18 protein-coding genes are annotated in these 26,966 nt (G+C 66.6%); 12 read left to right on the top strand and 6 right to left on the bottom strand.

The features are described 5' to 3' along the window. Positions 1-14: 14 nt before the first annotated feature. Together AC5P5M_RS06170 and AC5P5M_RS06165 are read right to left on the bottom strand one after the other, a co-directional pair. Positions 15-3,248 (bottom strand): efflux RND transporter permease subunit, encoded by a 3,234-nt coding sequence (locus AC5P5M_RS06170; protein WP_277381142.1) that lies wholly within the window; start codon positions 3,246-3,248, stop codon positions 15-17. 74 nt (positions 3,249-3,322) lie between these two features. After that, a complete protein-coding gene (locus AC5P5M_RS06165; RefSeq protein WP_053515617.1) occupies positions 3,323-4,564 on the bottom strand; it encodes an efflux RND transporter periplasmic adaptor subunit in 1,242 nt (413 codons plus the stop codon). Between the two features lie 185 nt (positions 4,565-4,749). Here AC5P5M_RS06165 and AC5P5M_RS06160 point away from each other — a divergent pair, with 185 nt between their 5' ends. The 10 genes from AC5P5M_RS06160 (at position 4,750) to aceK (ending at position 15,464) form a co-directional block, all read left to right on the top strand. Further along, complete coding sequence (locus AC5P5M_RS06160) at positions 4,750-6,069, top strand: M20 family metallopeptidase (protein WP_128988411.1); 1,320 nt, start codon at positions 4,750-4,752, stop codon at positions 6,067-6,069. A 566-nt stretch (positions 6,070-6,635) separates the two neighbouring features. Beyond that, positions 6,636-7,454 carry an NADPH-dependent 7-cyano-7-deazaguanine reductase QueF gene (gene queF, locus AC5P5M_RS06155; protein WP_065181541.1) on the top strand — a complete coding sequence of 273 codons (819 nt, stop codon included), beginning with the start codon at positions 6,636-6,638 and terminating at the stop codon, positions 7,452-7,454. Between the two features lie 184 nt (positions 7,455-7,638). Further along, the gene (locus AC5P5M_RS06150; RefSeq protein ID WP_053515622.1) at positions 7,639-7,932 is read left to right on the top strand and encodes a LysM peptidoglycan-binding domain-containing protein; all 294 of its coding nucleotides are present in this window, start codon (positions 7,639-7,641) and stop codon (positions 7,930-7,932) included. 47 nt (positions 7,933-7,979) lie between these two features. Next, positions 7,980-8,486 carry a hypothetical protein gene (locus AC5P5M_RS06145; RefSeq protein ID WP_053515624.1) on the top strand — a complete coding sequence of 169 codons (507 nt, stop codon included), beginning with the start codon at positions 7,980-7,982 and terminating at the stop codon, positions 8,484-8,486. Between the two features lie 295 nt (positions 8,487-8,781). Beyond that, the gene (locus AC5P5M_RS06140) at positions 8,782-11,004 is read left to right on the top strand and encodes an NADP-dependent isocitrate dehydrogenase (protein WP_495205663.1); all 2,223 of its coding nucleotides are present in this window, start codon (positions 8,782-8,784) and stop codon (positions 11,002-11,004) included. A 308-nt stretch (positions 11,005-11,312) separates the two neighbouring features. Further along, the gene (locus AC5P5M_RS06135) at positions 11,313-12,278 is read left to right on the top strand and encodes a hypothetical protein (RefSeq protein ID WP_053515628.1); all 966 of its coding nucleotides are present in this window, start codon (positions 11,313-11,315) and stop codon (positions 12,276-12,278) included. Continuing rightward, positions 12,271-12,819, top strand: a complete 549-nt coding sequence (locus AC5P5M_RS06130; protein ID WP_065174394.1) for a GTP-binding protein — start codon at positions 12,271-12,273, stop codon at positions 12,817-12,819. The genes AC5P5M_RS06135 and AC5P5M_RS06130 overlap by 8 nt, the downstream gene beginning before the upstream one ends. Further along, positions 12,812-13,228: a roadblock/LC7 domain-containing protein gene (locus AC5P5M_RS06125; protein ID WP_164151410.1), complete on the top strand. Its 417-nt coding sequence runs from the start codon at positions 12,812-12,814 to the stop codon at positions 13,226-13,228. Before AC5P5M_RS06130 ends, AC5P5M_RS06125 begins: the two co-directional genes overlap by 8 nt. Positions 13,229-13,281: 53 nt before the next feature. Next, the gene (locus AC5P5M_RS06120; RefSeq protein WP_074900004.1) at positions 13,282-13,641 is read left to right on the top strand and encodes a hypothetical protein; all 360 of its coding nucleotides are present in this window, start codon (positions 13,282-13,284) and stop codon (positions 13,639-13,641) included. A 92-nt stretch (positions 13,642-13,733) separates the two neighbouring features. Then, positions 13,734-15,464, top strand: coding sequence for a bifunctional isocitrate dehydrogenase kinase/phosphatase (aceK, locus tag AC5P5M_RS06115; protein ID WP_164151408.1), 1,731 nt, complete (start codon positions 13,734-13,736; stop codon positions 15,462-15,464). Between the two features lie 17 nt (positions 15,465-15,481). Here the strand turns inward: aceK and AC5P5M_RS06110 are convergent, their stop codons facing one another. The 3 genes from AC5P5M_RS06110 to AC5P5M_RS06100 form a co-directional block, all read right to left on the bottom strand. After that, positions 15,482-17,056, bottom strand: coding sequence for a sensor domain-containing diguanylate cyclase (locus AC5P5M_RS06110; RefSeq protein ID WP_065174395.1), 1,575 nt, complete (start codon positions 17,054-17,056; stop codon positions 15,482-15,484). Between the two features lie 115 nt (positions 17,057-17,171). Then, positions 17,172-18,188: a cupin-like domain-containing protein gene (locus tag AC5P5M_RS06105; protein WP_065174396.1), complete on the bottom strand. Its 1,017-nt coding sequence runs from the start codon at positions 18,186-18,188 to the stop codon at positions 17,172-17,174. Between the two features lie 123 nt (positions 18,189-18,311). Then, positions 18,312-21,305, bottom strand: coding sequence for a TonB-dependent receptor (locus tag AC5P5M_RS06100; protein ID WP_053515639.1), 2,994 nt, complete (start codon positions 21,303-21,305; stop codon positions 18,312-18,314). Positions 21,306-21,714: 409 nt separating this feature from the next. Between AC5P5M_RS06100 and AC5P5M_RS06095 the strand changes: the two genes are divergently transcribed. Continuing rightward, on the top strand, positions 21,715-22,992 hold the full coding sequence (locus AC5P5M_RS06095) for a sugar MFS transporter (RefSeq protein WP_164151402.1): 1,278 nt from the start codon (positions 21,715-21,717) through the stop codon (positions 22,990-22,992). 20 nt (positions 22,993-23,012) lie between these two features. Here the strand turns inward: AC5P5M_RS06095 and AC5P5M_RS06090 are convergent, their stop codons facing one another. Next, positions 23,013-24,020: a LacI family DNA-binding transcriptional regulator gene (locus AC5P5M_RS06090; protein WP_053515642.1), complete on the bottom strand. Its 1,008-nt coding sequence runs from the start codon at positions 24,018-24,020 to the stop codon at positions 23,013-23,015. Positions 24,021-24,358: 338 nt separating this feature from the next. Between AC5P5M_RS06090 and AC5P5M_RS06085 the strand changes: the two genes are divergently transcribed. Continuing rightward, positions 24,359-26,890, top strand: coding sequence for a glycoside hydrolase family 3 protein (locus AC5P5M_RS06085; RefSeq protein WP_495205662.1), 2,532 nt, complete (start codon positions 24,359-24,361; stop codon positions 26,888-26,890). Positions 26,891-26,966: the final 76 nt, after the last annotated feature.

The following is a 26,966-nucleotide window of genomic DNA, read 5'->3' as shown; positions in this document are numbered from 1 at the left end:
CAGCGGGGCAGGGGTCATGCCTGCGGCTCCTGCAGCGTGCCCTCGCGCAGTGCGCGTTGCTCGCGGCGGCGCGCCAGCCACTCGGAGAAGCGCTCCATGTACAGGTAGATCACCGGCGTGGTGTACAGCGTCACCAGCTGCGAGAGCAGCAGGCCGCCGACGATGGCGATGCCCAGCGGACGGCGCAGTTCCGAGCCGATGCCGGTACCCAGCGCGAGTGGCAGCGCGCCGAGCATGGCCGCAGCCGTGGTCATCATGATCGGGCGGAAGCGCAGCAGGCAGGCGCGGCGGATCGCTTCATGCGCGTTGGCACCGGCGCGGCGTGCTTCGATCGCGAAGTCCACCATCATGATGCCGTTCTTCTTGACGATGCCGATCAGCAGCACGATGCCGACAATGCCGTCCACCGACAGGCTCAGGCCACACAGCATCAGCGCCAGCAGCGCGCCGACGCCTGCCGGCGGCAGGGTCGAGATGATCGTGATCGGATGGATGTAGCTCTCGTACAGCACGCCCAGCACGATGTAGATGACCACCAGCGAGGCCAGCAGCAGCCACACCACATCGGTCTGGCTGCCGGTGAACTCGGCGGCCTTGCCGATGAACTCGGCATGCAGGTGCGCCGGCATGTCCAGACTGTCCTTGGTCTCCTGGATCGCGCGTACCGCTTCGGACAGCGAATAGCCCGGCGCGACGTTGAACGAGACGGTCACGGCCGGCAGCTGCTGCTGGTGGCTGACCACCAGCGGCGCGCTGGTCACCTGGCCTTCGGCCAGCGCCGACAACGGAATGATGTTGCCGGCACCGACCGTGATGCCGGTGTTCTGCGCGCCGATGCCGGTGGCCGTGGAGGAGTTGGAGGAGGTGACCTGGCCGAAGCTGGTGGCGTTGGTGCCGGTCAGCGCGCCAGCGCCGTTGGAGGCCACCGCCAGCTGCTCCATCAGCGCGGTGCTGGTGCGGAACTCCGGTGCCACTTCCAGCACCACGCGGTACTGGTTGAGCTCGGTGAAGATGGTCGAGATCTGGCGCTGGCCGAACGCATCGTAGAGCGTGTCGTCGATGGTCTGCATCGGCACGCCCAGCACGCTGGCCTTGTCACGATCGATGGTCAGCTGCAGGGCACGGCCCTGGTTGGACAGGTTGTTGTCCACGTCGGCCAGCTCCGGCCGCTGGCGCAGGGCCTCGGTCAGGCGTGTGGCCTGGGTGGCGACGGTGGTCGCGTCCACGTCCGACAGGGAGTACTGGTACTCGGTCGCGGCCACGCGGGTGTCGAGGGTGACGTCCTGCACCGGCTTCAGATACAACGCTACGCCGGGAATCCCGGCGACGGCCTCCTGCAGGCGCGGCAGGATCCGGTCCAGCCCATCACGCTGGCTGCGCTCCTTCAGCACGATCGACAACTGGCCCTGGTTGAGCGTGGGGTTCATGCTGCCAGCGCCGATGAAAGCCGACACGCCAGTCACATCCGGATCCTTGCGCAGCGCTTCGGCCACCTGCCTGGTGCGCTGCTCCATCTGCGGGAACGCGATGTTCTGGTCGGCCTGCACCACGCCGGTGATCAGGCCGGTGTCCTGCTCGGGCAGCAGGCCCTTGGGAATCAGCACGTACAGCAGAACGGTCAGCACAAGGGCGCCGCCGGCCACGGCCAGGGTCAGGCGCTGGTGGTCCAGCACCCAGTCCAGGCTGCGCTCATACAGGCCGACGGTGCGGCTCCACACGGTCTGCTTGCCGGCCGCGTGCGCCCGTTCATGCGCGTCCTCGCCTTCCGGCAGCGCGTCGGGCTTGAGCAGGTAGGCGCACATCATCGGGGTGAGCGTCAGCGAGATCAGCATCGACAGCACGACCGCGATGCTCAGCACCCAGGCGAACTCATGGAACAGGCGGCCGGTGACGCCGGGCATCAGCAGCAGCGGCAGGAACACTGCCACCAGCGATACCGTCAGCGACAGCACGGTGAAGCCGATCTGGCGCGCACCGATCTCGGCCGCTTCCTTGCCGCTCTTGCCCTGCTCGATGTAACGGACGATGTTCTCGATCATGACGATGGCATCGTCGACAACGAAGCCGGTGGCGACCACCAGTGCCATCAGCGAAAGGTTGTCCAGCGACATGCCGGTGAACGCCATCACCGCGAACGTGCCGGCCAGCGACAACGGTACCGCCACCGAAGGAATGATCGTGGCCCACAGGCGGCGCAGGAACACGAAGATCACCGCCACGACCAGGCCGATGGTCAGTACCAGGGTGAACTGCACTTCGTGCACGGAGGCGCGGATGGTCTCGGTACGGTCGTTGAAGATCTCCAGATGCACGTCGGCCGGCAGCACGCCCTGCAACTGCGGCAGGATCGCGCGGATGCGCTCGACGGTCTGCACGATGTTGGCGCCCGGCTGGCGGCGCACTTCGAGAAGGACAGCCGGCTTGCCGTCGGCCCATGCGGCCAGCTGGTCGTTCTCCACGCCGTCCACCACCGCGGCCACGTCCGACAGCCGCACCGGGCGGCCGTTCTTGTAGCTGATGATGGTGTCGCGGTATTCGGCGGCACTGGACAGCTGGTCATTGGTGCCGATGCTGTAGGACTGCGTCTTGCCGTTCAGCGAGCCCTTCGGCGCATTGACGTTGGCCTGGGTGAGCGCGCTGCGCAGTTCTTCCAGGGTCAGGCCCATGTTCGACAGCTGCGCCGGATTGACCTGGATGCGCACCGCCGGGCGGACATTGCCGGCGATCGACACCAGGCCCACGCCCTGCACCTGCGACAGGCGCTGGGCCAGGATCGAATCGGCGTAGTTGTTGACCTCCCGCAGCGGGCGCGTGTCCGAGGTGAGCTTCAGGGTGACGATGGCCGCATCGGCGGGGTTCACCCGGTTGTAGACCGGCTGGTAGGGCAGCGACGAGGGCAGGGTGGCCTGGCGGATCGCCGCCTGCACGTCCTGCGCGGCGATATCGATGTCGCGGTCCATCGAGAACTGCAGGATGATCGTCGACAGCCCGGCCGACGAATCGGACGTCATCAGGTCCAGGCCGGAGATCTGGCCGAACTGCCGCTCCAGCGGGGTGGTGACCAGCGAGGCCATCGTGGTGGCATTGGCACCCGGGTACTGGGTGGTGACCACCAGGCTGGGCGCATCGATTTCCGGCAGTGCCGACACCGGCAGCTTGCGATAACCGAGAATGCCCAGCAGCAACAGGCCCGCCATCAGCAGCGAGGTGGCGATCGGGCGGCGGATGAAGATCGTCGAAAAACCCACGGACTGATCCTTGCTGGCGCTTCAATGGCAGCGCCGGCGTCGATGCCGGCGCGAAAGGAATCGGTGGCCTGCGCTCAGCGCGGGCCACCACCGCGGCGGCCTGCGCCGCCACTCTTCTGTTCGGCGGCCTTCAATTCGGCCTCGGTGGGTGCAGCCGGGGTCTCACCGGGCTTCAGGGCCGTGACCTTGCTGCCGGGCTTCAGGCGGAACTGGCCTTCACTGACCACCCGCTCGCCGCCCTTCAGGCCCTCGGCGATCTGCACGTGGCTGTCGCCCACTTCCACGCCGCTGCGCACGGTCTGCATCTTCACCGTGTTGTCGCCCTGCACGACGTAGACATACTCGCCGTCCGGGCCACGCAGCACGGCCTGGGTCGGAATCACCACGCCGCCGCCGATGGTGCGCAGCTGCATGCGCACATTGACGAACTGGCCCGGCCACAGGCCGTTGTCCGCATTGTCGAACACCGCGCGTGCCTTGAAGGTGCCGCTGTCGGCGCTGATCAGGTTGTCGACCACATCGAGCTTGCCGTCGCCGGACAGCACGTGCGAATCGGCACGGTCCAGCGCAGCCACCGGAACGCTGCCGGCCGCCTGTGCCTGGCGCACATCGCCGAGCTGGCGTTCGGGCAGGTTGAACAGCACGTGGATCGGGTGGATCTGGGTCAGGGTGACCAGGGCGGTGCCCGCGTTGACCACGTTGCCGGCATCGACTGCACGGATGCCGGCGATGCCGGAGATCGGCGCAGTGACCTTGGTGTACTGCAGCTGCACCTGCGCCGAGCGCATGCTCGCCTCGTTGGCGGCCACTGCGCTTTCGTACTGTGCCACTTGGTTGCGTTGTGTATCCAGATCGGTCTTGGCGACGTACTGGCGGTACTCGGGGGCATTGGAGCGCTGGTAGTTGGAGCGCGCGGTCGCCAGCAGCGCCTCGTTCTGGCGCTTGGCGGCAGCGGCCTGGTCATAGCTGGCCTGGGCGGTACGTGGGTCGATCACCGCCAGCACGTCGCCCTGCTTCACTTCCTGGCCTTCGCGGAAGTTCAGGCTCATCAGCTGGCCGCCGACCTGAGGGCTGACCGTGACGGTATTCATCGCGGTGACCGTACCGAGCGCACTGGCGTAGACGGGCACGTCCTGGCGCACGGCGTCGACCACGGTCACCGGTACCGGTGCGGCATCGGCGTCATCGCCACCTTGGCCGGCGGCGACGCCGGGCCTGCCGGCCTTGTCCTTGCCACCGCCCAGCACGCGCAGGCCCACCACGGCCAGCACCAGTACCGCCACGACCAGCAGCACGATCTTCCAAACACGTGACATTCAAGGACTCCAAGAGGGCTGGACGGGCGGGGCCCGGTGGGCAATGCGCAAAGCATACCTGTGCCACATCACGTTTCCTGCATGACGGATGGGACGGGCGCTAGGACCGGGACCGGCCGCGGAGGTTCCCGTAAAGGCAGCGTTGCCCTACATTCAGGTGCAGAACCCTGCCGTGGAGTACCGAGATGCGCCGTTCGTTGCTGCTGTCCGCCCTGATCCTGGCCCTGCCGGCCCTTGCCCATGCCCAGGACGGGCAGCGTCCCGAGGTGACCGCGGCCGCACAGCGGCTGCAGGCCAAAGTGGTGGAGTGGCGCCGTGATTTCCACCAGCATCCGGAGCTGTCCAACCGCGAAGTACGGACCTCGGCCGAGGTCGCCAAGCACCTGCGCGCAATGGGCCTGAAGCCGAAGACCGGCATTGCCCATCATGGCGTGGTGGCGATCATCGAAGGCGGCAGGCCGGGTCCGAAGATCGCCCTGCGCGCCGACATGGACGCGCTGCCGGTGACCGAACAGACCGGCCTGCCGTTCGCCTCGAAGGCGACCGATCAGTACCGCGGGCAGACGGTGGGCGTGATGCATGCCTGCGGCCATGATGCCCATACCGCCACCCTGCTGGGTGTGGCCGAGGCGCTGGTGGCAATGAAGAAGGACCTGCCGGGCCAGGTCATGCTGATCTTCCAGCCGGCAGAGGAGGGCGCGCCGCCGCCGGAAGAAGGCGGTGCCGCGCTGATGCTGAAGGAGGGCCTGTTCGCCGACTTTAAGCCGGAAGCCGTGTTCGGCCTGCATGTGTTCTCCAGCGTGCAGGCCGGTCAGATCGCCGTGCGTGGCGGTCCGCTGATGGCCGCCTCGGACCGCTTCGGCATCAAGGTGATCGGTCGCCAGACGCATGGCTCCGCGCCGTGGAACGGTGTCGACCCGATCGTTGCCACGGCCGATCTGGTCGGTACCGCGCAGACCATCGTCAGCCGTCGCGTGAATCTGTCCAAGCAGCCGGCGGTGCTCACCTTCGGTGCGATCAACGGCGGCATCCGCTACAACATCATTCCGGACGAGGTGGAGATGGTCGGCACCATCCGCACGTTCGACGAGGGCATGCGCCAGCAGATCTTCGCCGACCTGCGCAACGTCGCAGAGCACACTGCGGCCGCGCACGGGGCAAAGGCGGTCACCGACATCTACGAATCAGAAGGCAACCCGGCCACGGTCAACGATCCGGCGCTGACGGCGCGCATGCTGCCGAGCCTGCAGGCGGTGGTGGGCAAGGACAACGTGTACGAACCGCCCCTGCAGATGGGCGCGGAGGACTTCTCGCTGTATGCCAAGGAGGTGCCGGGCATGTTCTTCTTCGTCGGCTCCACCAGCGTGGGCATCGATCCGGCGACGGCACCGGCCAATCATTCGCCGAAGTTCCTGCTGGATGAGAAGGCGCTGGACGTGGGACTGCGTGCGTTGCTGCAGGTGAGCCTGGATTACCTGCACGGTGCCGGCACTCCGGCAGGGTGAGGGTTTCCGGCAGGGCTTGCAGCCCTGCACCCCTGAAGCAACGGCAACGTCAACGGCAACGTCAACGGCAACGTCAACGGCAAAAGCGGTGCTGGATTTCTGTTGGTTGGGCGGGGCGGTGTGGGCCTGCAGGACACGCCGTAAACCCGTCCATGGGGGCTCGATGGCGCCATCCATGGCGCCAACGGTCCTGCAGGCCCACACCGCCCCGGCCCCGACAGGTTCACGCGGCTGTTGGTAGGTGTCGACCTTGGTCGACACAGGCAGACATCGGGAATGTCTGAAGGATTGGCTTTTGATTTTGATTTTTCTGATCTTTCCCGTGGTGGTGGCTGCGTGCAGGGAACTGTCAGGGGCCGGGTGGGTAGGCGGGGCGGGGGTGTCCGCGGCATGGATGCCGCGGCCAAGCCCCCAAGGACGGGTTTACGGCGTCCCCCGACCCGCCTACCCACCCGGCCAAGCCGATAGACCGCCTTCCACGACCAACCGACAAAACCACCACGGAGGGGCTCCGCCGTTGGCCGGCCCGGCCGGAGGCCCGGCCCCGTCGCGATACAATGCGCACCATGAACACCCCCCAGGATTCCAGCCTCGGTCGCGAGGTCAGTTACCCGTCGCAGTACGATCCCGGCCTGCTGTTTCCCATCCCCCGCCGCGCCGCCCGCGCCGAGATCGGCCTCGATGACACCGCGCTGCCGTTCGTCGGCCATGATCGCTGGCATGCGTTCGAGCTGAGCTGGCTCGACCCGCGTGGCAAGCCGCAGGTGGCCGTTGCCACCGTGCAGGTGCCCTGCACCTCGCCGTGCCTGATCGAATCGAAGTCGTTCAAGCTGTACCTGAATTCCCTCAACAGCACCCGCATCGACAGTGCCGAGGCACTGCATGCGCGTCTTGTCGACGATCTGTCAGCCTGTGCCGGCGCACCCGTGCAGGTGGCGTTCGGCCTGCCCGAACTGCGCCCGGTACCGCTGGGCGAATCCATCGACGGCCTGGACCTGGAGATCGACTGCTACGGCCCCCCGCAGGCGGACTTCCTCTCGGCCGACGCTGCGCAGCCCGTGGAGGAGACGTTGGTCTCCGCGCTGCTGAAATCCAACTGCCCGGTTACCGGCCAGCCGGACTGGGCCACGGTCAGCCTGCGCTATCGGGGGCCGAAGATCGACCGGGCCGGCCTGCTGCGCTATCTGGTGAGCTACCGCGAGCACGCGGAATTCCACGAGCAGTGCGTGGAGCGGATCTTCAGCGAGGTCTCCGCGCGCTGCCGGCCGCAGTGGCTGGAAGTGGAAGCGCGCTACACGCGTCGCGGCGGCCTCGACATCAATCCATGGCGCGCCAGCCCCGGCATCGCGGCCCCGGCCGCGACCTACCGCGAGCTGCGCCAGTAACCGCCGCAGGCGGTTACGGTAGCGCCGGGCATGGCCCGGCGCTACCGGTGGAGCAGCGGGCAGGGGGTGTCCATCTCCCGATTGTTCAGCCACCCCGGGGGGCGGCTTCACATCTGCACCATCCCCATTTAACAACCGCCATGGCACCGTGCGAACCACGTAGTCATGCAGACGGGAGTTGTGGATGAGTACCGAGAAGAAAGCTGATTTCTCCGGCGTCAGCGCCAGCGTCGACAGTACCGCCCAGCAGGCACCGAAGGCGGACTTCTCCGGCGTCAGCGGCTCGGTGGACAGTACCGCCGAGGTGGTCAGCGGCGGCACCTATACCGTGCAGAAGGGGGACTCGCTGTCGAAGATCGCCAAGGCGCATCTTGGCGACGCCAATGCCTGGAAGAAGATCTTCGAAGCCAACCGGGACGTGCTCGATGACCCGGACAAGATTTTCCCTGGCCAGACCCTGAAACTGCCACCGAAGTAAGCCGGCCGCGCCCGCACGCCATCCGACAATCCTGGGAGGAACACCGAATGATCAAGACCACGCCGCTCCAGACCGCCCTGCTGACCGCCCTGTTGGGCAGCGTCGCCCTGGTGGGTTGCAAGAAGAAGGAAGAGTCGACCGACAGCAATGCAGCGCCCGCTGCCACCGCCCCGGCCGAAACGGCCCCGGCACCGATGACCGGCGCGCCGCCGCCGATGTCTGAGGCGGCAGTAGCCGTCTCCTCCGTCTCCGTCGGCAAGACGGCGGCAGCGGACAAGTCCGTCGCTCCGGCAGCACTGTTCGCGCCGAAGGACGATGTGATCGTGTCGGTCCGCACAGACGGTGCTGCCAACAACGTCAACGTCGGCGCCAAGCTGACCTTCCAGGACGGTCAGGTCGCCGGCGAGCAGAATGCCACGCTGAACACCAGCGGTGCCGAGACCACCAACATCACCTTCAAGAATGCCAATGGCTGGCCGGCCGGCAAGTACCGCGCCGAAGTCATGGTTGATGGTAAGGCGGCCGGAACGCCGCAGGAGTTCGAGGTCAAGTAAGTCCTGCCGACTCTCTCCCGGCAGGGCTCACGATGGACGCAGCCGCGAGGCTGCGTCTTTTTTTTGCGTGACACCCCCAGCCGGGTGAATCACTGCGTTGCAGTACCGGCGCGTATGGCGCGGCTTTGCCCCGCGCGGCTGAAAACGCGACAATGCAGGGGTTTCCCCGCCGCGCGCCCACCCTGACGGCGACGGGGGAAAGCGTGGGGCCAGGCCCCGCGCGAGACACGGTTGCACGTGGTCCGGCGCTGCCGCCGGGCTTTCCCTGAGCACTGCTACAGAGTCCAAGTCCCCCATGTCCAAGATTCTCTACACGCTGACCGACGAAGCCCCGTTCCTGGCCACCCAGTCGCTGCTGCCGATCGTCGATGCCTACACCGCCACCGCTGGCATCGTGGTGGAAACCCGCGACATCTCGCTGTCCGGGCGCATTCTTTCGCAGTTCCCGGAACTGCTGGGTGAGGAGCAGAAGGTCAGTGACGACCTGGCCGAGCTGGGCCAGCTGGCGACCACGCCGGACGCCAACATCATCAAGCTGCCCAACATCTCCGCCTCGGTGCCGCAGCTGAAGGCGGCCATCAAGGAGCTGCAGGACCAGGGCTATCCGTTGCCGGATTACCCGGAAACGCCGGCCGACGACCAGCAGCGCGACTACAAGGCGCGCTACGACAAGGTCAAGGGCAGCGCGGTGAATCCGGTGCTGCGCGAAGGCAACTCCGACCGTCGCGCGCCGCTGTCGGTGAAGAACTATGCCCGCAAGCATCCGCATCGCATGGGCGCCTGGTCCGCCGATTCGAAGTCGCACGTCTCGCACATGGACGCGGGCGACTTCTATGGCAGCGAAAAGTCGGCAACCCTCGCCAACGCCGGCACCCTGAAGATCACCTTCCATGGCAATGACGGCAGCACCGTCGTGCTGAAGGAAAAGACCGCGGTCAAGGCCGGTGAGATCGTTGATGCCGCCGTGATGAGCCGCAAGGCGCTGGCTGCCTTCATCGACGCGCAGATCGCCGATGCCAAGAGCCAGGGCGTGCTGTTCTCGCTGCACCTGAAGGCGACCATGATGAAGGTCTCCGACCCGATCATGTTCGGCGTGGTCGTGGAAGAGTTCTACAAGGACGTGCTGGCCAAGCACGCCGACGCCATCCGGCAGGCCGGTTTCGATGCCAACAACGGCATCGGAGACCTGGTCGCGCGCCTGCCGTCGCTGCCGGAGGCCACCCGCGCCGCCATCGAAGCCGACCTGAAGGCCGAGTACGCGCAGCGCCCGGGCCTGGCGATGGTCAACTCGGACAAGGGCATCACCAACCTGCACGTGCCGAGCGACGTGATCGTCGACGCCTCGATGCCGGCGATGATCCGCGACTCCGGCAAGATGTGGAATGCCGAAGGCAAGCTGCAGGACACCAAGGCGGTCATCCCGGACCGCTGCTATGCCGGCGTCTACCAGGCCGTCATCGACGACTGCAAGGCGCACGGCGCCTTCGACCCGGCCACCATGGGCTCGGTGCCGAACGTCGGCCTGATGGCGCAGAAGGCCGAAGAGTACGGCTCGCACGACAAGACCTTCCAGATCGCCGCCGACGGCGTGGTCAAGGTCACCGATGACGCGGGCAGCGTGGTGTTCGAGCACGCGGTGGAGGCCGGTGACATCTGGCGCATGTGCCAGACCAAGGACGCCCCGATCCAGGACTGGGTCAAGCTGGCGGTCGAGCGCGCGCGCCTCAGCAGCACCCCCGCCGTGTTCTGGCTGGACGCTGCCCGCGCCCATGACGCGCAGGTCATTGCCAAGGTCGAGCAGTACCTGAAGAACCACGACACCGCCGGCCTGGACATCCGCATCCTGCCGCCGGTGGAAGCCACCGCGTTCTCGCTGGCCCGCATCCGCAAGGGCGAAGACACCATCTCGGTGACCGGCAACGTGCTGCGTGACTACCTGACCGACCTGTTCCCGATCATGGAGCTGGGCACCAGCGCCAAGATGCTGTCGATCGTGCCGTTGATGGCCGGTGGTGGCCTGTTCGAAACCGGTGCCGGCGGCTCGGCTCCCAAGCATGTACAGCAGTTCGTCGAAGAGGATTACCTGCGTTGGGATTCGCTCGGTGAGTTCCTGGCGCTGGCAGCGTCGCTGGAGCATCTGGGCAACCGCTACGACAATGCAGCAGCCCGTGTGCTGGCCAAGGCGCTGGACGAAGCCAACGGCCAGTTCCTGGACAACGACAAGTCGCCTTCGCGCAAGCTCGGTGGCATCGACAACCGTGGCAGCCACTTCTACATCGCGCTGTACTGGGCGCAGGCCCTGGCCGCGCAGGACGAGGATGCCACACTGAAGGCACGCTTCGCCCCGCTGGCCAAGGCCCTGACCGACAACGAGCAGAAGATCGTCGAAGAGCTGATCGCAGTGCAGGGCAAGGCCGTGGACATCGGCGGCTACTACCGTCCGGACGTGGAAAAGGCCAGCAAGGCGATGCGCCCGAGCGCGACCTTCAACGCCGCGCTGGAGCGGCTGCGCGGTTGATCCATCGCCGTTCGGTCGTGACCCCGGAACCCGCGCTTCGGCGCGGGTTTCTTTTTGGCTCCGGGGTCAGATCCCCTTTTGCCATGCAAAAGGGATCTGACCCCAAGCGATGAAAACGTGACTTCCGTCAGCTGTCGGAATGTCGTCAACACGGCATGAAACTTGCCCGCGATGGCCGTCGCAGAACCGATGCGTGCGTAGGCGCGGGCACTGTCAATCTGAGCGGTCGATCACGACGGATGCCGCGGGCGATGACCTAGCCTTGGCGACGCGAGATCGCCGGGGAGGCGGTCGCACGGGGAACACGGATGGCACGCGTGCTGGTAGTGGGAACCGATATCCAGGGAGAGCAGGCCCTGCTCAGGCGCCTGCGCATCGCTTCGGCCCTGCCTGACGGCCAGATCCGCCGCAGCCAGGATCTGGACGACTGTGATCTGCTGGTCATCCGCGATACGCCCGCATTGCGCAACGCGGCCCTGCGCATGCGCCAGCAGCGGCCCCGCCTGCAGTGCTGGATCGAAGATCCCGGTGGCCAGCTGCGCGACGGCGATGGCCAGCAGCGTGTGCTCGATGACGGCGCCATCGGCCGCGCACTGCGTGGCATGCAGCGCCCACCGGAACCCGTAATTCCACACGTGCCCGCGCCGATCCGCCTGGCCGATGGTGCACACGCGATCACCCGCCTGCTGCGCGAGCGCTTGCCACTGCGGCAGGGATACGCGCTGCTGGGGGATGCCGCTGCGCCCCTGCTGCTGCTGGACCTGGAGCAGGACCAGGCCATCGCACTGCACGAGCCCGTCGTGGCATTGGTCGAACGCCTTGCGCGGGGGTTCGAACAGCTCTGGCTCGATGCGCTGACAGCAGCGCAGCTGCAGGCCCAGGCGGCAGATCGCACCCGGCAGCCATTGCGCCCGTTGCTGTGGCAGTGGGCGCAGCGCAGCCCGCATTGGCAGGCCCTGGACGAGCGCCTGCGCGTCGCCTCGGTGAAACTGCTGCGCTGGCCTGACTTCCGCGTACTGGGCCACGATCACGATGGCTTCCGCCTGTGCTCGCTGCTGCTCAAGCGCGCCTGTACGGTGGACGAGTGTGCCGTGCTGCTCGACCTTCCGCAGGCTGCAGTACGCGATTTCGTGCACGCCGCTTATCTGTGTGGCTATGCGCAGCTGCAACCGGCGCCTGCGGCGACGGTGACGGTCATGCGCGGCACGGGCAACGACAGCGGGCTATTGGCCCGGCTGTGGCGCCACCTGCGCGGGAGCGAACGCAATGCGTGAGCACAAGGTGGTCGTGCTGGGTGGCATGGGCAGCGGCAAGTCGACGCTGGTGCGCAGCATCGCCGCCGGCACGGTGGTGGACACCGACGTCGCCAACAGCGATCGGCTTGGCGCCGACAAGGCATCGACCACGGTGGCGCTCGACTACGCCGACATCGATCTGCCCAATGGCGAGCGTCTCCGCCTGTACGGTACGCCGGGTCAGCAACGTTTTGATTTCCTGTGGCCGATCCTGCTGCAGGGCGCGCGCGGCGCGGTGCTGCTGCTGGATGGCCGACGTGCCGGCGTGGCTGCCGAACTGGACGGCTACCTGCAGGTGCTGCGGCCGTTCGGACCGGCGCTGGCACTGGTGGTGGCGGTGACCCATCTGGACCAGGCACCGGCGGCCGCGATGGAACACTGGGCAGCACATGCGCAGATCGACGGCCAACCGCTGCCGCTGCTGCCGCTGGATGCGCGCGACCGCGAACAGGGGCTGTTGCTGATGGATGTGCTGATGAGCGAGATCGAAGCGTACGCGCTGGTGACCGCGCATGGCTGACGGACAGGCCGCACTGCTGCCCGATGCGCGCCAGCGCGAACGCCTGCAGCCGTTGCTGCAGGACCTGCAGCAACGGGTGGAAGGGGTGCGCACCGTGGTGCTGGCCAGTGTCGATGGCTTCGCGCTGGTCAGCGCCGGCGCCGAAGGGCGTGGTGAACGCCTGGCCGCGATGACCAGCGCAATGCTGGGGTTGGCGGCAGCAGTAGGGCGCGAGCTGGTCCTGGGAGACCTGCAGACGCTGATGCTGGAAGCCGCGGGCGGCAAGGTGCTGATGCTGGCCATTCACGGTGAAGGGCGTGTGCCGCTGCTGCTGATGGCAGCCTGCGACCAGCGCAGCGTGATCGGCCAGGTGCTGTGGCAGAGCAGGGAATGTGGCCAGGCGATCCTGGCCGAACTCGGCGGACCGTGAGCCCGGCCGCAGGGGAACGAGGGGCTCGAACCTACACCGACAAGGGGTGCAACGTGTCTGGATTGAATGAATCGTTGAATGCACTGATGGGTATCGATGGCGCGCAGGCCGTGGCGCTGGTCGACTATGAAAGCGGCATGCTGTTGGGCGAAGCCGGTGCGGGGATGGACATGGAAGTGGCGGCAGCCGGCAACACTGAAGTGATCCGCGCGAAGATGAAAACCGCAGCGTCGCTCAACCTCAACGACAGCATCGAGGACATCCTGATCTCGCTGGGCAGGGCGTACCACATCATGCGCCCGGTGGCCAGGAAGAAGGGCCTGTTCTTCTACATCGTGCTGGACCGTAGCAAATCCAATCTGGCATTGGCCCGGCGCAAGGTGCAGGAAGTGGAGGCCGAGCTGGCCATCTGAGCCGATGCCTGTTGGAGCCGGGCAGGACCCGGCTCTACCCATTCCACCCCACGCCGGCGTATGGTTGAGCCATCTTCCCCGGTGAGCCCTGCATGTCCACGCCTGACATCGCTACCGAGCTGGCGCCGCGCATCGCAGGCGCCATCCGCGATGGATTCGAGCAGTACCATGCCCGCTTCGCGGCGATCACCGCCCGCGCGCGGCAGCGCTTCGAGCAGCGCGACTGGAACGGTGCCCGCCAGGACGCCGTCGAGCGCATCGCCCTGTACGACCTGTGCATCGCCGAGCAGATGGACGCACTGCGCCGGCTTGCCGGTGAGGCGATCGGCGAGCGCTCGCTGTGGCTGCAGGTGCACGGCGCCTACAGCGCCCTGCTGCAGGGGCTGATCGACGCCGAGCTGTACAAGACGTTCTACAACACGCTGTCGCGGCGGTTGTTCGCCACTCGCGGCGTGGACCCGGCGGTGGAGTTCATCGCCTTCGATGTCGAGCCGTCCGATGCGATCACCCATCCGGTCGCCCGCCACACCTATGCGGTCTCACCGACGCGCCCGGTGGAGGCGCTGCAGCGGGTGTTGGCTGACTATCGCTTCGATGTTCCCTATGCGCACCAGCTGCGCTGTGCCGCCGCCATCGCCGTGCGCCTGCAGGATGATCTTGCGCACTGGGGCGATACGCCGGTACGCAGCATCGAACTGCTGGATACCGTGTTCTACCGCGAGCGTCGCGCCTATCTGGTAGGGCGCGTCTTCGGCGAGCATCGCTTCTCGCCCTGCGTGATCGCGCTGGTCAACGACGAACAGGGCCTGCGTGCCGATGCAGTGCTGACCCGTCGCCGCGATGTCGCCCACCTGTTCGGTGTGTCGCGTAGCTATTTCCAGGCCGACCTGGCCACCGTCGGCGACGCCGTGGTGTTCCTGCGCAGCCTGCTGCCGGGCAAGCCGATCGACGAAATCTACACCGTGCTGGGCCGTGCCAAGCAGGGCAAGACCGAGCGCTACCGCACCTTCTTCCGCCATTTCAATGAACATCCACACGAGCGCCTGGTCCACGCCGAAGGCACCCCCGGCATGGTCATGGCCGTGTTCACCCTGCCCAGCTATCCGCTGGTGTTCAAACTCATCCGCGATCGTTTCGCCTGGCCGAAGGCGATGTCACGGCAGCAGGTGGAAGAGAAGTACGCGCTGGTGTTCAACCTGGACCGTGTCGGCCGCCTGCTGGACGCGCAACCCTATCGGCACCTGCGCTTCCCGCGCGACCGCTTTGCGCCGGCGCTGCTTGACGAACTGCTGGGCCAGTGCGCGCAGAGCATCCGCGTCGATGGCGACGAAGTGGAAGTGGCGCTGTGCTACGTGCAGCGCCGTTTCCGCCCGTTGAACCTGTACCTGCGCGAGCAGGGCGCAGAGCCGGTGCGCGCTGCGGTGCTCGACTACGCGCAGGCGATCACCGACATGGCACGCAACAACATTTTCCCGGGTGACATGCTGCCGAAGAATTTCGGTGTTTCACGTCACGGCCGCGCGGTGTTCTACGATTACGACGAACTGTGCCTGGTCAGCGACTGTGTGTTCCGTGCCTGGCCGCAGCCGAGCTCGCCGGAAGAGGCGATGGCCGACGAGCCCTGGTTCCACGTTGGCCCGCGCGATGTGTTCCCCGAACGCTTCGGCCCCTTCATGGGATTGCCGGCCGGCGAACTGGCGGCCGTGCGTGAGCACTATCGGCACCTGTTCGATCCCGGCTGGTGGCAGGCCCTGCAGGCCCGCTTCGCCAGTGGCGACTATCCGGACACGCCGCCCTATGCCGCCAGCCACCGGCTGGCGTAGCCCCGCGCGCCTGCGCTTCAGTCTGCGTGGGGGTAGACGATTACCCGGTTGCGCCCCTGTTCCTTGGCCAGGTACAGGGCCTTGTCGGCCAGGCGCAGGGCCTGCTCGGCATCGGCATGGAAGCTGGGGAAATGGGCCACGCCCAGCGACACCGTGATCGTGCCGACCGGTGCGAAGGGGTGATCGGCGATGTGCTGGCGCAGGCGCTCGGCGGCCTGGCGCGCAGGCTCGGTACCGATACCCGGCAACAGCAGCAGGAACTCCTCGCCGCCAGCGCGGCACAACAGATCGCTCTCGCGCGAGTGGCGGCGCATCTGCTCGGCGATATGGACGATGACGGCATCACCGACGTCATGCCCATGGCCGTCGTTGATCGATTTGAAGCGATCAATGTCCAGCGCCAGGATCGCGAAGGGAATGCCCTGCGCCTGCAGCGCATCCAGCGCATGCTGCAGCCCGCGACGATTCAACAGACCGGTCATCGGATCGGTGCGGCTGGCGCGGTTGAGCGTGCCGATCCGGTCCTGCAGTGCGTTGAAACTGTGCAGCACCGCATGCTTGAGCTGGGCAACCTCGAAGTACCAAGCGCGGATGCCGTTGACATGGCTGATCGCGTTGCCGGTGTCCTCGCCGGCCTGCACGTTGCGCGCCAGCTGCCACAGCGGCAGCGAAATGCGCCGGGCGAACCACCAGGTGATCACCAGTGACAACACACCCAGCGGGATCGCGTTCCAGATCACCGCCGACATCAGCCGCGACAGTGGCTGCAGGGTGGCTTCGGTGGGCCGCTGGGCGACGATGCCCCAGCCGGTGACAGCGACCGGGGCATAGCCGGCCAGCATCGATACACCGCGGTTGTTGCGTACCTGCTGCGCTCCCCGCTCACCGTGGATCACCGCCGTCACCGCCGGATTGCCGACCACATAGTCGCCCACCCGCTCGCCTTCGACGTGGTACAGCAGGCGGCCATGGCGGTCGACCACATACAGATACGAGCCGTCGCGATAGTAATGCGTACCCAGCAGCGTATGCAGCGCGCTGCGCTGGCGCAGGTACAGGGTGCCGCTGATATAGCCGCGGTACCGGCCCTGGCCGTCGAAAATCGGATGCGACAGTGAGACCAGCAGCTTGCCGGTGGCCGACTGGTAGGGATCGCTGATCATCGGCTGACGGGAGGCCAGTGCCGCATTGTTGCCCGCGCTGTGCAGGATCTCGCCCTGGAGCTGCAGCGTCTGGGGCGAGGTGGCGATCACCAGGCCATCGGCATCCACGACCAGCGAGGAGTTGAAGCTGCTCGACTGCAGCTGCAGGCGGCTGGCTTCGCCCTGCGCCTGGCGCGGATCCATGTCCGCCTCGCCCAGCCGGGTCGCGCTGTAGGCCAACTGCTGCTGGGCGGACAGCAGGAAGTTCTGGGTCGTCTCGGCCAGCTTGCTGGCATAGACGCGGTTGGCCTCCAGCGTGTTGCCGACCAGCTGGTCGCGTTGCACGCGGTAGCTGGCCAGCAGTGTATTGGCCAGGGCGATGACGGCGCTGAGCAGGGCGAGGGCCAGGATCAGCTTGCCCAGGTTGAGGCGGGGCGAAATCAGGCGCATGCGGAGCAGGATGGGGCGGGGGGGACCGCAATGCGGGCAGGCGCAGGCGGAATGCAGGCAGCATTATCGCCAGAAACGGCGTCGGCGCGGGTGAAGCCCGGCGCGACCGGCGGCCTCAGCGCTGCAGGCGGCGCAGCAGGGTCTGGCGCACGTGCGCGGCCGCCGCTGCGTCGAGCGTTCCCAGCACACCCTGCGCCTGCATCGGGATGTGTGCGGTCGCCGCCTCGCTGTCGGCGAACACATAGTGGTCGAACATCGCGCGCCACTGCGCGCGCTGTGCCGCAGGCAATCCGCGCAGGGCCAGGATCGACAGCATCAGGGCATTCATCGGCGAGTCCATCCAGGCCGGCACCGGCCGCCACCAGGTGTTGACCAGCACATTGAATGTTTCCAGACCTTCCATGTGGTGCCACCACAGTGAAGGGATGAAGACCGCATCGCCCGGTTCAAGTTCGGCCACCAGCGCCTGCTGCAGCGCCTGCGGGAAGCGCGGAAAGCGATCAAGGTCCGGTGCGTGGAAATCGACCAGGCTGATCGCCTGCCCTGCGGGAGTGAAATCGAGCGGGCCGATGTACAGGTTGTCGATCTGGTCCGGTGGGAACAGCGTCACCCGGCGGCGCCCGGCCGCCACGCATGCCAGGTTGTCCGGTACGTCCTGATGGGCGGCAATGCGCGAGCGGTTGCCGATCCAGATGCTGCTGAGAGGTTCGTCCACGCCCAGCTGCAGCGGATTGGCCCGGGTGAAGCCGGGCAGAAAGCTGTCCAGCGTCGTCGATGCCACGTAGATCGATGGCGGCGCCGGATCGGTGGCGTACTTCAGCAGCGTGGCCAGCACCACTTTCAACGGTACCTGCTCGCGGCGGAAGTTGAAGCCGCTCATGTCCGCGTTGTAGAACAGCCGGCCGCCGGCGTCGGGTGCTGCCGTGGTCGCGGTCACCGGCATCTGCCCGTGGTCGAACGCGGCCAGGTGCGCAACCGCCTCCGCAGGCGAGCGGCGCGCGGCCGCGACCAGGGGCCAGTGCGCGACCAGCCCGCGGATCACCTTCGGCGTGGTCCAGGTGTGCAGCCGGGCCGGCAGCTCATCCGGGTCCAGGTCCCGCACGTCATCGATGGGTCGGGGGTGGGGCAGCATGCGTGGACATCCTGGTCGTGATGGAGAGCCGGGCCCGTGCCCGGCGGCCTTGGGTCCGCGCATCATGCACCCGTGCGGCGTGGGCCGGGCATGAACCCGGCTCCACGAGCCCTCCGCCGCCGGTCAGAACTTGTAGCGGACGCCGAACATGTAGCGCGGACCGGTCTGGGTGGCATAACGCAGCATGTTGGTGTGCCGCGAATAGGTGCGCATGGTCTCGTCGGTCAGGTTGATTGCTTCCAGGCTCAGCGTCAGCTGTTCGCTGACCGCGTAGCTGATGTTGAGATCGAGCTGACCGTACGCGGCAGTGTAGTTCGGGTTCGGGCCCTGGCCACCGATGCCGTTGAGGAACTTGTCGCGCCAGTTGTAGGCCGCGCGGATCTGCCAGGCGTTCTTGTCGTAGAACGCGACCACGTTGGCCGAATCGCTCAGGCCGATCATCGGGTACTGGTCGCCCAGGCTGAGGTTGTTGAACGTCAGCCCCGACTTCACCTTGGTGTAGTTCGCGGCCACGCCGAAGCCGGACTGGCCGAACAGGTGCTGCACCGCCACTTCCCAGCCGTCGAGGTGATCCGAGTGCTGGTTGGCCGGTACCGTGATGTCGAAACCGGCCACCGGGTCGTTGGGCTGGCCGACGATGGTGCCGGTCATCTGCCCGGCCGAATTGCGCCCGGTATAGGTTACGCCGGGATCCCCGGCATGGTTGGTGAAGATGTAGTCGCGGATGCAGGGCATGTCGGTGGTGCCGCAGCCCGATGCCAGTGCCTCGTTCCAGTACGCGCCACCGACCGGCGTATGCAGGGTGCCGGCGTTCTCGCGCACGATGGTGTCGCTGATGAAGTTCTTGATGTTCTTGCGGAAGAAGCCCACGGAGGCATAGCTGGCCTCGCCGTAGTACCACTCCAGCGACAGATCGAAGTTGTCCGAGATCAGCGGCTCCAGACCCGGATTGCCGCGGGTGCCGGTGCCGCCCTGGGTGCGCACGATGTCGGCCAGCGACTGACCGCTCTGGATCTGCGTCCAGCTCGGCCGGCCCAGGGTGCGGCTGTAGCTGCCGCGCAGCGCCAGCGTCTCGGCCAGGTCCAGTTTCAGATCAACGTTCGGCAGCACGTAGTCGTACTTGCCCTTGCCACCGACGAAGCCGCGATCGGCGGCGTAGTCGATGTTGAACTCGTTGGCCGAACTCCAGCTGATGCCGGTCGGTACGCGCACCAGCGCATTCGACTCCACCTCGGTCTGCTCGTAGCGCGCGCCGACGGCCACGTGCAGTGGCATCGACCAATCCAACGTGGTGCGGTACTGCAGGTAGGCACTCTTCGACTTCTCGGTGGTGCGGATGTCCTCGGAGTACTCCGTCGGTGCGTAGTAGCAGCTCGGGCAGGCCGGATCGGAATCGGTGCCGACCTGGGCCGCGCGATCGATCAGGCGGTCGAAGTCGAACACCAGGAACTGGCCGGTCAGGCGCGGATCGTTGTGGCCGGAGAATGCCTTGAAGTACTTGCCCATGTTGTCGGCGTACCAGATGTCATCGGCGTAGTCGGCCGGAGAGCCCAGACCGCCCCAGCTGTTGCGCTGCATGATGGCTGAGGCAGAGCGGTTCTCCACCTGGGTGTGGCCCACGCCGAAGTCCAGCGCCGAATAGTCGGCGAAGCGGAACGTGCCGCGGCCCTGGTACTGCTGCACCTTGGACTTGTTGTAGCTGTTCTGGAACACCGAGCCGGTGACCAGTGCGTCGGAGGCCTGCACGCCGCCCGGCGGCAGTGCGATGTTGATGATCGGCAGGTCGCCGCTGTAGTCGACGGTGGTGGTGCCACGCACGAAGGCGGCCACGCCGAGCACGCCCGCCGAGCCATAGGGACTGTCCGGCCGCGATTCCGACTCGGCGTTGTGCACATCGAAGGACAGGTCCAGCGCGTCGTTCACTTCCCAGTCGACGTTGAAGCCCAGCGAGTGCATGTCGGTCTTGGTGGCCAGTTTGGCGCCGCCCATCGACACGTCCGAATTGGTCATGTCCTCGCTGTAGATGATCGGCGCGGACACCGGGCCGTTGGTCCAGATGCTGTCGCCCGGACCATAGTTGAACCAGACCGACAGCTCGCTGCGCTGCTGCTGCACCTTGTTCTCGACATAGGTGTAGTCCAGCGTGGTGGTGACATTGTCGGCCGGCTTCCACTGGAACGTCGCCTGCGCGTTGGTGCGCTGCCGCTGCACGCCATTGACGTTGTAGGCGGTGTTCTGCGGACGTGCGTAGACATCGTCGGGGCCGGGGCGGTTGGTGATGCGGTCGGAATACCCCTGGCCCGGCAGCGGCAGTGCCCGCCAGTCCGCGCTCTCGTTGCCCTTGAACGTGGCCCAGCCCTCGGCCACGGTGGCCTGGTTGAAGCCGGAATCACGTTCCTGGTGGCTGGCGCTGAACGTCACGCCGAAGCGATCGTCGGCGTAGCGCTGGCTGAAGATGCCCGAGAGCTCGCCAGTGACGTTGGAGCCGCGCAGGGTCCGCGGCAGGTTGTCGTTGGACGAATCGTTGACCGCCTTCAGACCAAGGCTGATCACCGGTTCGGACTCCAGCGGCCGCAGCGTCTTGATGTTGATGGTGGCACCGATGCCACCGGCAGGATTGTCGGCGCGGCTGGTCTTGTATACCTCCACCGCAGAGATCGACTCGGAAGCGAGGTTGGCGAAGTCGAACGAGCGCGAGCCGGACAGGCCGCCGCCGCCGTTGCCCAGATTCGACGCCGGCATCTGCCGCCCGTTCAGCAGCACCAGGTTGTAGTCCGGACCAATGCCGCGCACGGTCACCTTGGACCCTTCGCCGCTGGAGGTGCGGTCGATGGAAACACCGCTGATGCGCTGCAATGATTCGGCCAGGTTGGTGTCCGGGAACTTGCCGATGTCCTCGGCGACGATGCCGTCAACCACGCCCTGGCTGTCGCGCTTGAGGTTCATCGATGAGGTCAGGCTGCCGCGGATACCGGTGACCTGCACCGCATCGAGCGTGGTCGGATCGACTGGTTCGTTGGTGGCGGGTGCGTCCTGTGCCCATGCCGGGGCGGCCAGCGCAGCCAGCAGCGCGGACGTGAGCATCGTCTTGCGAGGTACTGCCTTGTACGTCTTCATGGAAGCTCCCTCCCCAGGGAATTCGGTAATGGCGATCCTGCTTCGTTCAATCACGGACTACTGCATGTGGCCCGGATTGGAGCGACGCTTGACAGCGTTGTCAACAAACTGCCATGAAGTGCGCCGCGTCGGCGGTCGCAAGGCGCGCTGTGAAATCGTTGCCAGAACCTCGTCGCTTCGGAAACAACGCCTTGTGCGACGGCATCTGCAGCGGTTTTTCAGGGATGACAGCGCTGCCAACACGAGGGCAGGAAAGTGTTGTGCGGTGCAGAACAAAACTGCGCGGATCAGCTTTCAGCCCGCAGGTGTCAGGTCATTCGTCGGATTGACAGCGCTGGACAATCACAATGGCTGCAAATGTCACGCATGACCGCAGGATGGCTTCGATCACTGACTGGAAGGACAAGCAATGGACACAGTAACGACCGTTCGAGGACATCACGTGCAGGGCACCACCCGCGCACTGGCGGTGGTCACCGCCATCTTCTTCATGTGGGGCTTCCTGACCTGCCTCAACGACATCCTCATTCCGCACCTGAAAGCGGCGTTCGCGCTGAGCTGGGTGCAGGCGATGCTCATCCAGTTCACCTTCTTCGGCGCCTACTTCCTGATGTCGCTGCCTGCGGGCCGGCTGGTGGCTGCGGTGGGATACAAGCGCGGCATCGTCGCCGGGCTGGCCATTGCAGGCGTCGGCTCCCTGCTGTTCTGGCCGGCTGCGGCCGCCCATGTCTATGGGCTGTTCCTGGCGGCGTTGTTCGTGCTGGCCACCGGCATCACCGTGCTGCAGGTGGCAGCCAACCCCTACGTGGCATTGCTGGGCGAGGAGCGCACCAGCTCCAGCCGGTTGACCCTGGCGCAATCGATGAACTCGCTGGGCACCACGCTGGCACCGTTGTTCGGTGGCCTGCTGATCCTGTCGGCGCAGCCGCGCAGCGAGGAGCAGCTGGCGCTGTTGCCGCAGGCCGAAGCACTGGCCTACCGTGCAGCCGAAGCGCAATCGGTGCAGCTGCCGTACTTCGGCCTGGCAGTGGTCCTGTTCCTGCTGGCGGCAGCGATCTGGATGTTCCGTCTTCCCACCATTCCCGGCGTGGAGGAACGCACCGGCGCGCGAAGCCGGCCGTGGGACGTCCTGCGCCACCGCCATGTGCGACTGGGTGTGCTGGCCATCTTCTGCTACGTGGGCGCGGAAGTTTCCATCGGCAGCGTGCTGGTCAACTTCCTGTCCTCGCCGGGCATCGGCCAGGGCATGACCGAGCAGGAGGCCACCGGTTATGTCTCGCTCTATTGGGGCGGTGCGCTGGTCGGGCGCCTGCTTGGCGCGGCGATGCTGGCGAGGTTGGATGCGCGCTGGCTGCTCGGTCTTTTCGCGCTCGCGGTGGTGCTGCTGCTCGGCATCACCGTCTCCACCACGGGTGGCCTGGCCAAGTGGGCGGTGGTGAGCATCGGACTGTTCAACTCCATCATGTTTCCGACCATCTTCGCGCTGGCGATCACCCGCCTTGGAGCTCTCACCGGACAGGCTTCAAGCCTGTTGGTGATGGCGATCGTCGGCGGTGCGGTCATTCCGCTGGCCATGGGCTGGCTTGCCGACAATCATGGCCTGCAGCTGTCGTTCCTGCTGCCGGCGCTGTGTTATCTCTACATTGCCTTCTATGCATGGAAGGGTTCGCGGCTGCCTGCCGCGTGAGCCGCAGGTTCGCCGCTGGCTCAACGTCGCCGTGGTGCGGCGGTCGACTCGCGTTCGAGTACCGCGTGCTCGACCGTGATCATGCGGCCAGCGGCTTCGGCACGGATGTGCTCGATCAGCTGTTCGGTGGCCAGCCGCCCCATGTGCGAGGTCGGTTGGCGCACGGTGGTGAGTGCAGGGTAGATGTGCCCTGCGATCGGGGTGTCGTCGAACCCGCACACCGAAAGGTCGCGCGGCACGCGAAGGCCGCGTTCGCCCGCGACGCGATACACGGCCGCGGCCATGTCGTCGTTGGCGGCGAAGATTGCCGTGGGAGGCTCATCCATGTCGAGCAGCAGGTTGGCTGCGTCCACGCCGGACTCGAACGAGAACTGGCCGTTGACCACCAGCGCCGGATCGTAGGCGATACCTGCCTGCCGCAGGGCCTGGCGGTAACCGGCGTAGCGCCACTGGCAGGCACCATGCGCGCGCGGCCCCTTGATGTGGGCAATGCGGCGGTGGCCCTGCGCGACCAGGTGGCCGATCAGCTCGACCACCGCAGTGGTTTCATCCATGCGCACGCCGATGCGTCCCTCCGGGTGTCGCGGGGCGATGCAGGCGAAGGGAATGTCATGCTCTTCCAGGTACGACAGCACTACTTCGTCGTCGGTCAGCGGCGGGATCAGCACCACGCCATCCGGACGCGAGTTCTCGAACAGCGCGGTCATGTCGGGCAGGGTACGCCGGCCAGTGCCCACCGGGCCGAGGATCAGGTTGTAGTGCTGTGCGTGGCAGGCCTCGAGCATGCCGTTCTGGATTTCCATCAGGTAGTTGCGCGAAGGATTGTTGTAGACCAGTGCCAGCGCGTACGAGCGCTGTCCGGCCAGGCTGCGCGCGGAGAGATTGGGCTTGTAGCCCAGGCGCGCCACGGCCGCCAGCACCCGTTCGCGGGTCTGCTCGCGCACGTTGGGCTCGCGGTTGAGCACGCGGGACACCGTCTTGATCGATACCCCGGCAACGGCGGCGACATCCTCGATTCGACTGCGCATGATGCGGTGGATCCTCCTGGAAGGCGGCTACGCGCCGATGGTAGTGCGTACCTGCGATGTCGGTGTTGCCGGAGCAGGCGGATGGTGCCACGACGCGAGGGGGACTGGCACGTCCTGAATTCTTGTCGCGTCGCAACACCCACCGCCGCGGGCCGTGTGCTGCGTCGGCCGCAAAGCCCGCCGTTACGCGATTGCCGCCACAGGATGTGTGATCGCTCATTGACACGATGCAGGCAGGCTTATATGACAGCGCTGTCAGGACGGGCGTCCGATCGCCCATACCGACGTGCCGCTGCAGTCCCGCACGCCAGGAACGTCATCCACGGAGGTAGTACCCAGTGAAGCGCCCCACCCAGACCCTTCTTTCCGGCTGTCTGCTGGCCGCCCTGGCCGCATCGGCGGGTGCCGCGCCGTCCACGGGCGAACGCCTGCAGGACTGGCCGCGCGTCCACAGCGTGATCGCTGCTGATGCGGATATCGAAAGGCGCGTGCAGGAGATCCTTGCGCAGATGACGCTGGCGCAGAAGATCGGGCAGATGACCCAGGCCGAGATCAAGACCATCACGCCGGACGAGGTGCGCCGCTACTACATCGGCTCGGTCCTCAATGGCGGTGGCTCCTGGCCGGGCATGGACAAGCACGCCAGCGTGCAGGACTGGCTGCAGCTGGCCGATGCCTACCACGCTGCATCGCTGGCAACCGATGCGAAGACGCCGGTGCCGGTCATCTGGGGCACCGATGCGGTGCACGGCCACAACAACGTGCTGGGTGCGACCCTGTTCCCGCACAACATCGGCCTGGGCGCGGCCGGCGATGCCGAACTGATCGAACGCATCGGCGAGGCGACCGCGCGCTCGGTGCGCGCCACCGGCATCGGCTGGGTGTTCGCACCCACCCTGGCCGTGGCCCATGACCCTCGCTGGGGCCGCACCTATGAGAGCTATTCGTCCGACCCGGCGGTGATCCGCAGCTACGCCCACGCCTACGTGAAGGGAGCACAGGGCACCTTCAAGGACGACGGTAACGTGGTCACCACCGCCAAGCACTACCTGGGCGATGGTGCCACCGACAACGGCCGCGACCAGGGTGAGGCGCTGGTCGACAAGAACACCATGATCAACGTCCACGCGCAGGGCTACTATGGTGCGCTTGCCGAGGGTGCACAGACGGTGATGGCCTCGTTCAACAGCTGGAACGACCGCGCCGCAGGCGTGGACTACGGAAAGATGCACGGCAGCAAGGCGCTGCTGACCGATGCGTTGAAGGGCAAGATGGGTTTTGATGGCTTCGTCGTCTCCGACTGGAACGGCATCGCGCAGGTGCCGGGCTGCCGCAACGACAGCTGTGCGCAGGCCATCAATGCCGGCATCGACATGGTGATGGTGCCCGACGACTGGAAAGCGTTCATCGCCAACACCACCGCGCAGGTCAAGAGCGGTGAGATTCCGCTGGCGCGCATCGACGATGCGGTGGCCCGCATCCTGCGGGTGAAGCTGCGCGCGGGCCTGTTCGACCACAAGCCGTCCGACAGCCGCTACGCCGGCGATGCCAGTGCCGTGCAGCACCGTGACCTGGCCCGGCGTGCCGTGCGCGAATCGCTGGTGCTGCTGAAGAATGAAGGCAAGGTGCTGCCGCTGCGCCGCGATGCACGGGTGCTGGTGGTCGGCAAGAGCGCCGACAGCATCGGCGACCAGTCCGGTGGCTGGTCGCTGACCTGGCAGGGCACCGAGAACAGGAATTCCGATTTTCCCAACGCCGATTCCGTGCTGGGCGCGCTGCGCGCCGAACTGGGTGCGGACAAGGTCAGCTTCAGCGCCGATGGCCAAGGCGTCGATCCGAAGGCTTTCGATGTGGTGCTGGCGGTGATCGGTGAGACGCCCTATGCGGAGACCAACGGCGATATTCTCGCTTCGGATACCGTCAGCCACAGCCGGGCCTACCCGCAAGACCTGGCCGCGCTGAAGGCCGCAGCTGCAACCGGCAAGCCGGTGGTGACCGTCTACCTGTCCGGTCGCCCGATGTATGTCAACGACCTGCTCAATCTGTCCAGCGCCTTCGTCGCCGCCTGGCTGCCGGGCACCGAAGGCAAGGGCGTGACGGATGTGCTGGTGGCGGGCAAGGGCGGCAAGCCGGCACACGACTTCCGTGGACGCCTCAGCTTCCCGTGGCCGGGCGTTCCGTGCCCGGCACCGATCGACCAGCCCGACGCGAAGAAGCCGGCGCTGTTCGCGCTTGGCTATGGCCTCAGCTACGCCAAGGGCGGCAAGGTCGCCAGGCTCGAGGAAGCTGACCCGGACAGCTGCGGCGAAGTCACCGTGCTGCCGATCTTCAACCGCGCCGACACGCCGCCATTCGCCCTGCACGTTGCCGCCGCGGGAGCGACCCAACCGCTTGGCAATGATCTGAACGCTACGCTGCGCTGGCCCACCGCCAAGCCGGTGGTGCAGGTGCGCACCGTGCAGGTGAACACCCAGCAGGACGCCAAGGAGGTGACCTGGCGGGCCCCGGCGCAGCTGATCGCACGCAGCACCTCGCGCCGCAATCTCGGCGCACTGGCGCGCAGCAACGGCGCGCTGCAGTTCGACGTGCAGCTGGTGAAGCGCCCGGCATCGCCGGTGAAGGTGACCATGCAGTGTGGCAGCGGCTGTGAGGGCGGGGTGGACATCGCCCCGCAGCTGGTCGCGCTGGCGCCCGGGCAGAAGCAGACGGTGACCGTGCCATTGGCCTGCTTTGCAAAGCGCGGCGTGGACCTGGGCGCGGTGGAAGCCCCGTTCGTGGTCAGCGCCGACGCGCCGTTCGCCGCGGCATTCACCCGGGTCAGGTTGACGGCCAACACGGCTACCGCCGAAGGCGCGGTGGCCTGCCCGTAACCCTGCCTGCTGGATAGAAGGCAAGCTATGGCTGTTTAGACAAATCTCCGACGAGCGCGTATGTGGGTGCTTGTAT

It is taken from the genome of Stenotrophomonas sp. YJH_SMC_106-19, assembly GCF_059368375.1.
The sequence above is the reverse complement of the archived record's forward strand: the minus strand, read 5'-3'. Positions and strand labels throughout refer to the sequence as shown.

Bases quoted from the DNA above. Each gene is read 5' to 3' on its own strand.
- AC5P5M_RS06100 (WP_053515639.1), bottom strand. From the start codon at position 21,305: ATGAAGACGTACAAGGCAGTACCTCGCAAGACGATGCTCACGTCCGCG.
- AC5P5M_RS06130 (WP_065174394.1), top strand. From the start codon at position 12,271: ATGCGTGAGCACAAGGTGGTCGTGCTGGGTGGCATGGGCAGCGGCAAG.
- AC5P5M_RS06105 (WP_065174396.1), bottom strand. From the start codon at position 18,188: ATGCTGCCCCACCCCCGACCCATCGATGACGTGCGGGACCTGGACCCG.
- AC5P5M_RS06165 (WP_053515617.1), bottom strand. From the start codon at position 4,564: ATGTCACGTGTTTGGAAGATCGTGCTGCTGGTCGTGGCGGTACTGGTG.
- AC5P5M_RS06090 (WP_053515642.1), bottom strand. From the start codon at position 24,020: ATGCGCAGTCGAATCGAGGATGTCGCCGCCGTTGCCGGGGTATCGATC.
- AC5P5M_RS06160 (WP_128988411.1), top strand. From the start codon at position 4,750: ATGCGCCGTTCGTTGCTGCTGTCCGCCCTGATCCTGGCCCTGCCGGCC.
- queF (WP_065181541.1), top strand. From the start codon at position 6,636: ATGAACACCCCCCAGGATTCCAGCCTCGGTCGCGAGGTCAGTTACCCG.
- AC5P5M_RS06095 (WP_164151402.1), top strand. From the start codon at position 21,715: ATGGACACAGTAACGACCGTTCGAGGACATCACGTGCAGGGCACCACC.
- aceK (WP_164151408.1), top strand. From the start codon at position 13,734: ATGTCCACGCCTGACATCGCTACCGAGCTGGCGCCGCGCATCGCAGGC.
- AC5P5M_RS06110 (WP_065174395.1), bottom strand. From the start codon at position 17,056: ATGCGCCTGATTTCGCCCCGCCTCAACCTGGGCAAGCTGATCCTGGCC.
- AC5P5M_RS06125 (WP_164151410.1), top strand. From the start codon at position 12,812: ATGGCTGACGGACAGGCCGCACTGCTGCCCGATGCGCGCCAGCGCGAA.
- AC5P5M_RS06135 (WP_053515628.1), top strand. From the start codon at position 11,313: ATGGCACGCGTGCTGGTAGTGGGAACCGATATCCAGGGAGAGCAGGCC.
- AC5P5M_RS06150 (WP_053515622.1), top strand. From the start codon at position 7,639: ATGAGTACCGAGAAGAAAGCTGATTTCTCCGGCGTCAGCGCCAGCGTC.
- AC5P5M_RS06140 (WP_495205663.1), top strand. From the start codon at position 8,782: ATGTCCAAGATTCTCTACACGCTGACCGACGAAGCCCCGTTCCTGGCC.
- AC5P5M_RS06145 (WP_053515624.1), top strand. From the start codon at position 7,980: ATGATCAAGACCACGCCGCTCCAGACCGCCCTGCTGACCGCCCTGTTG.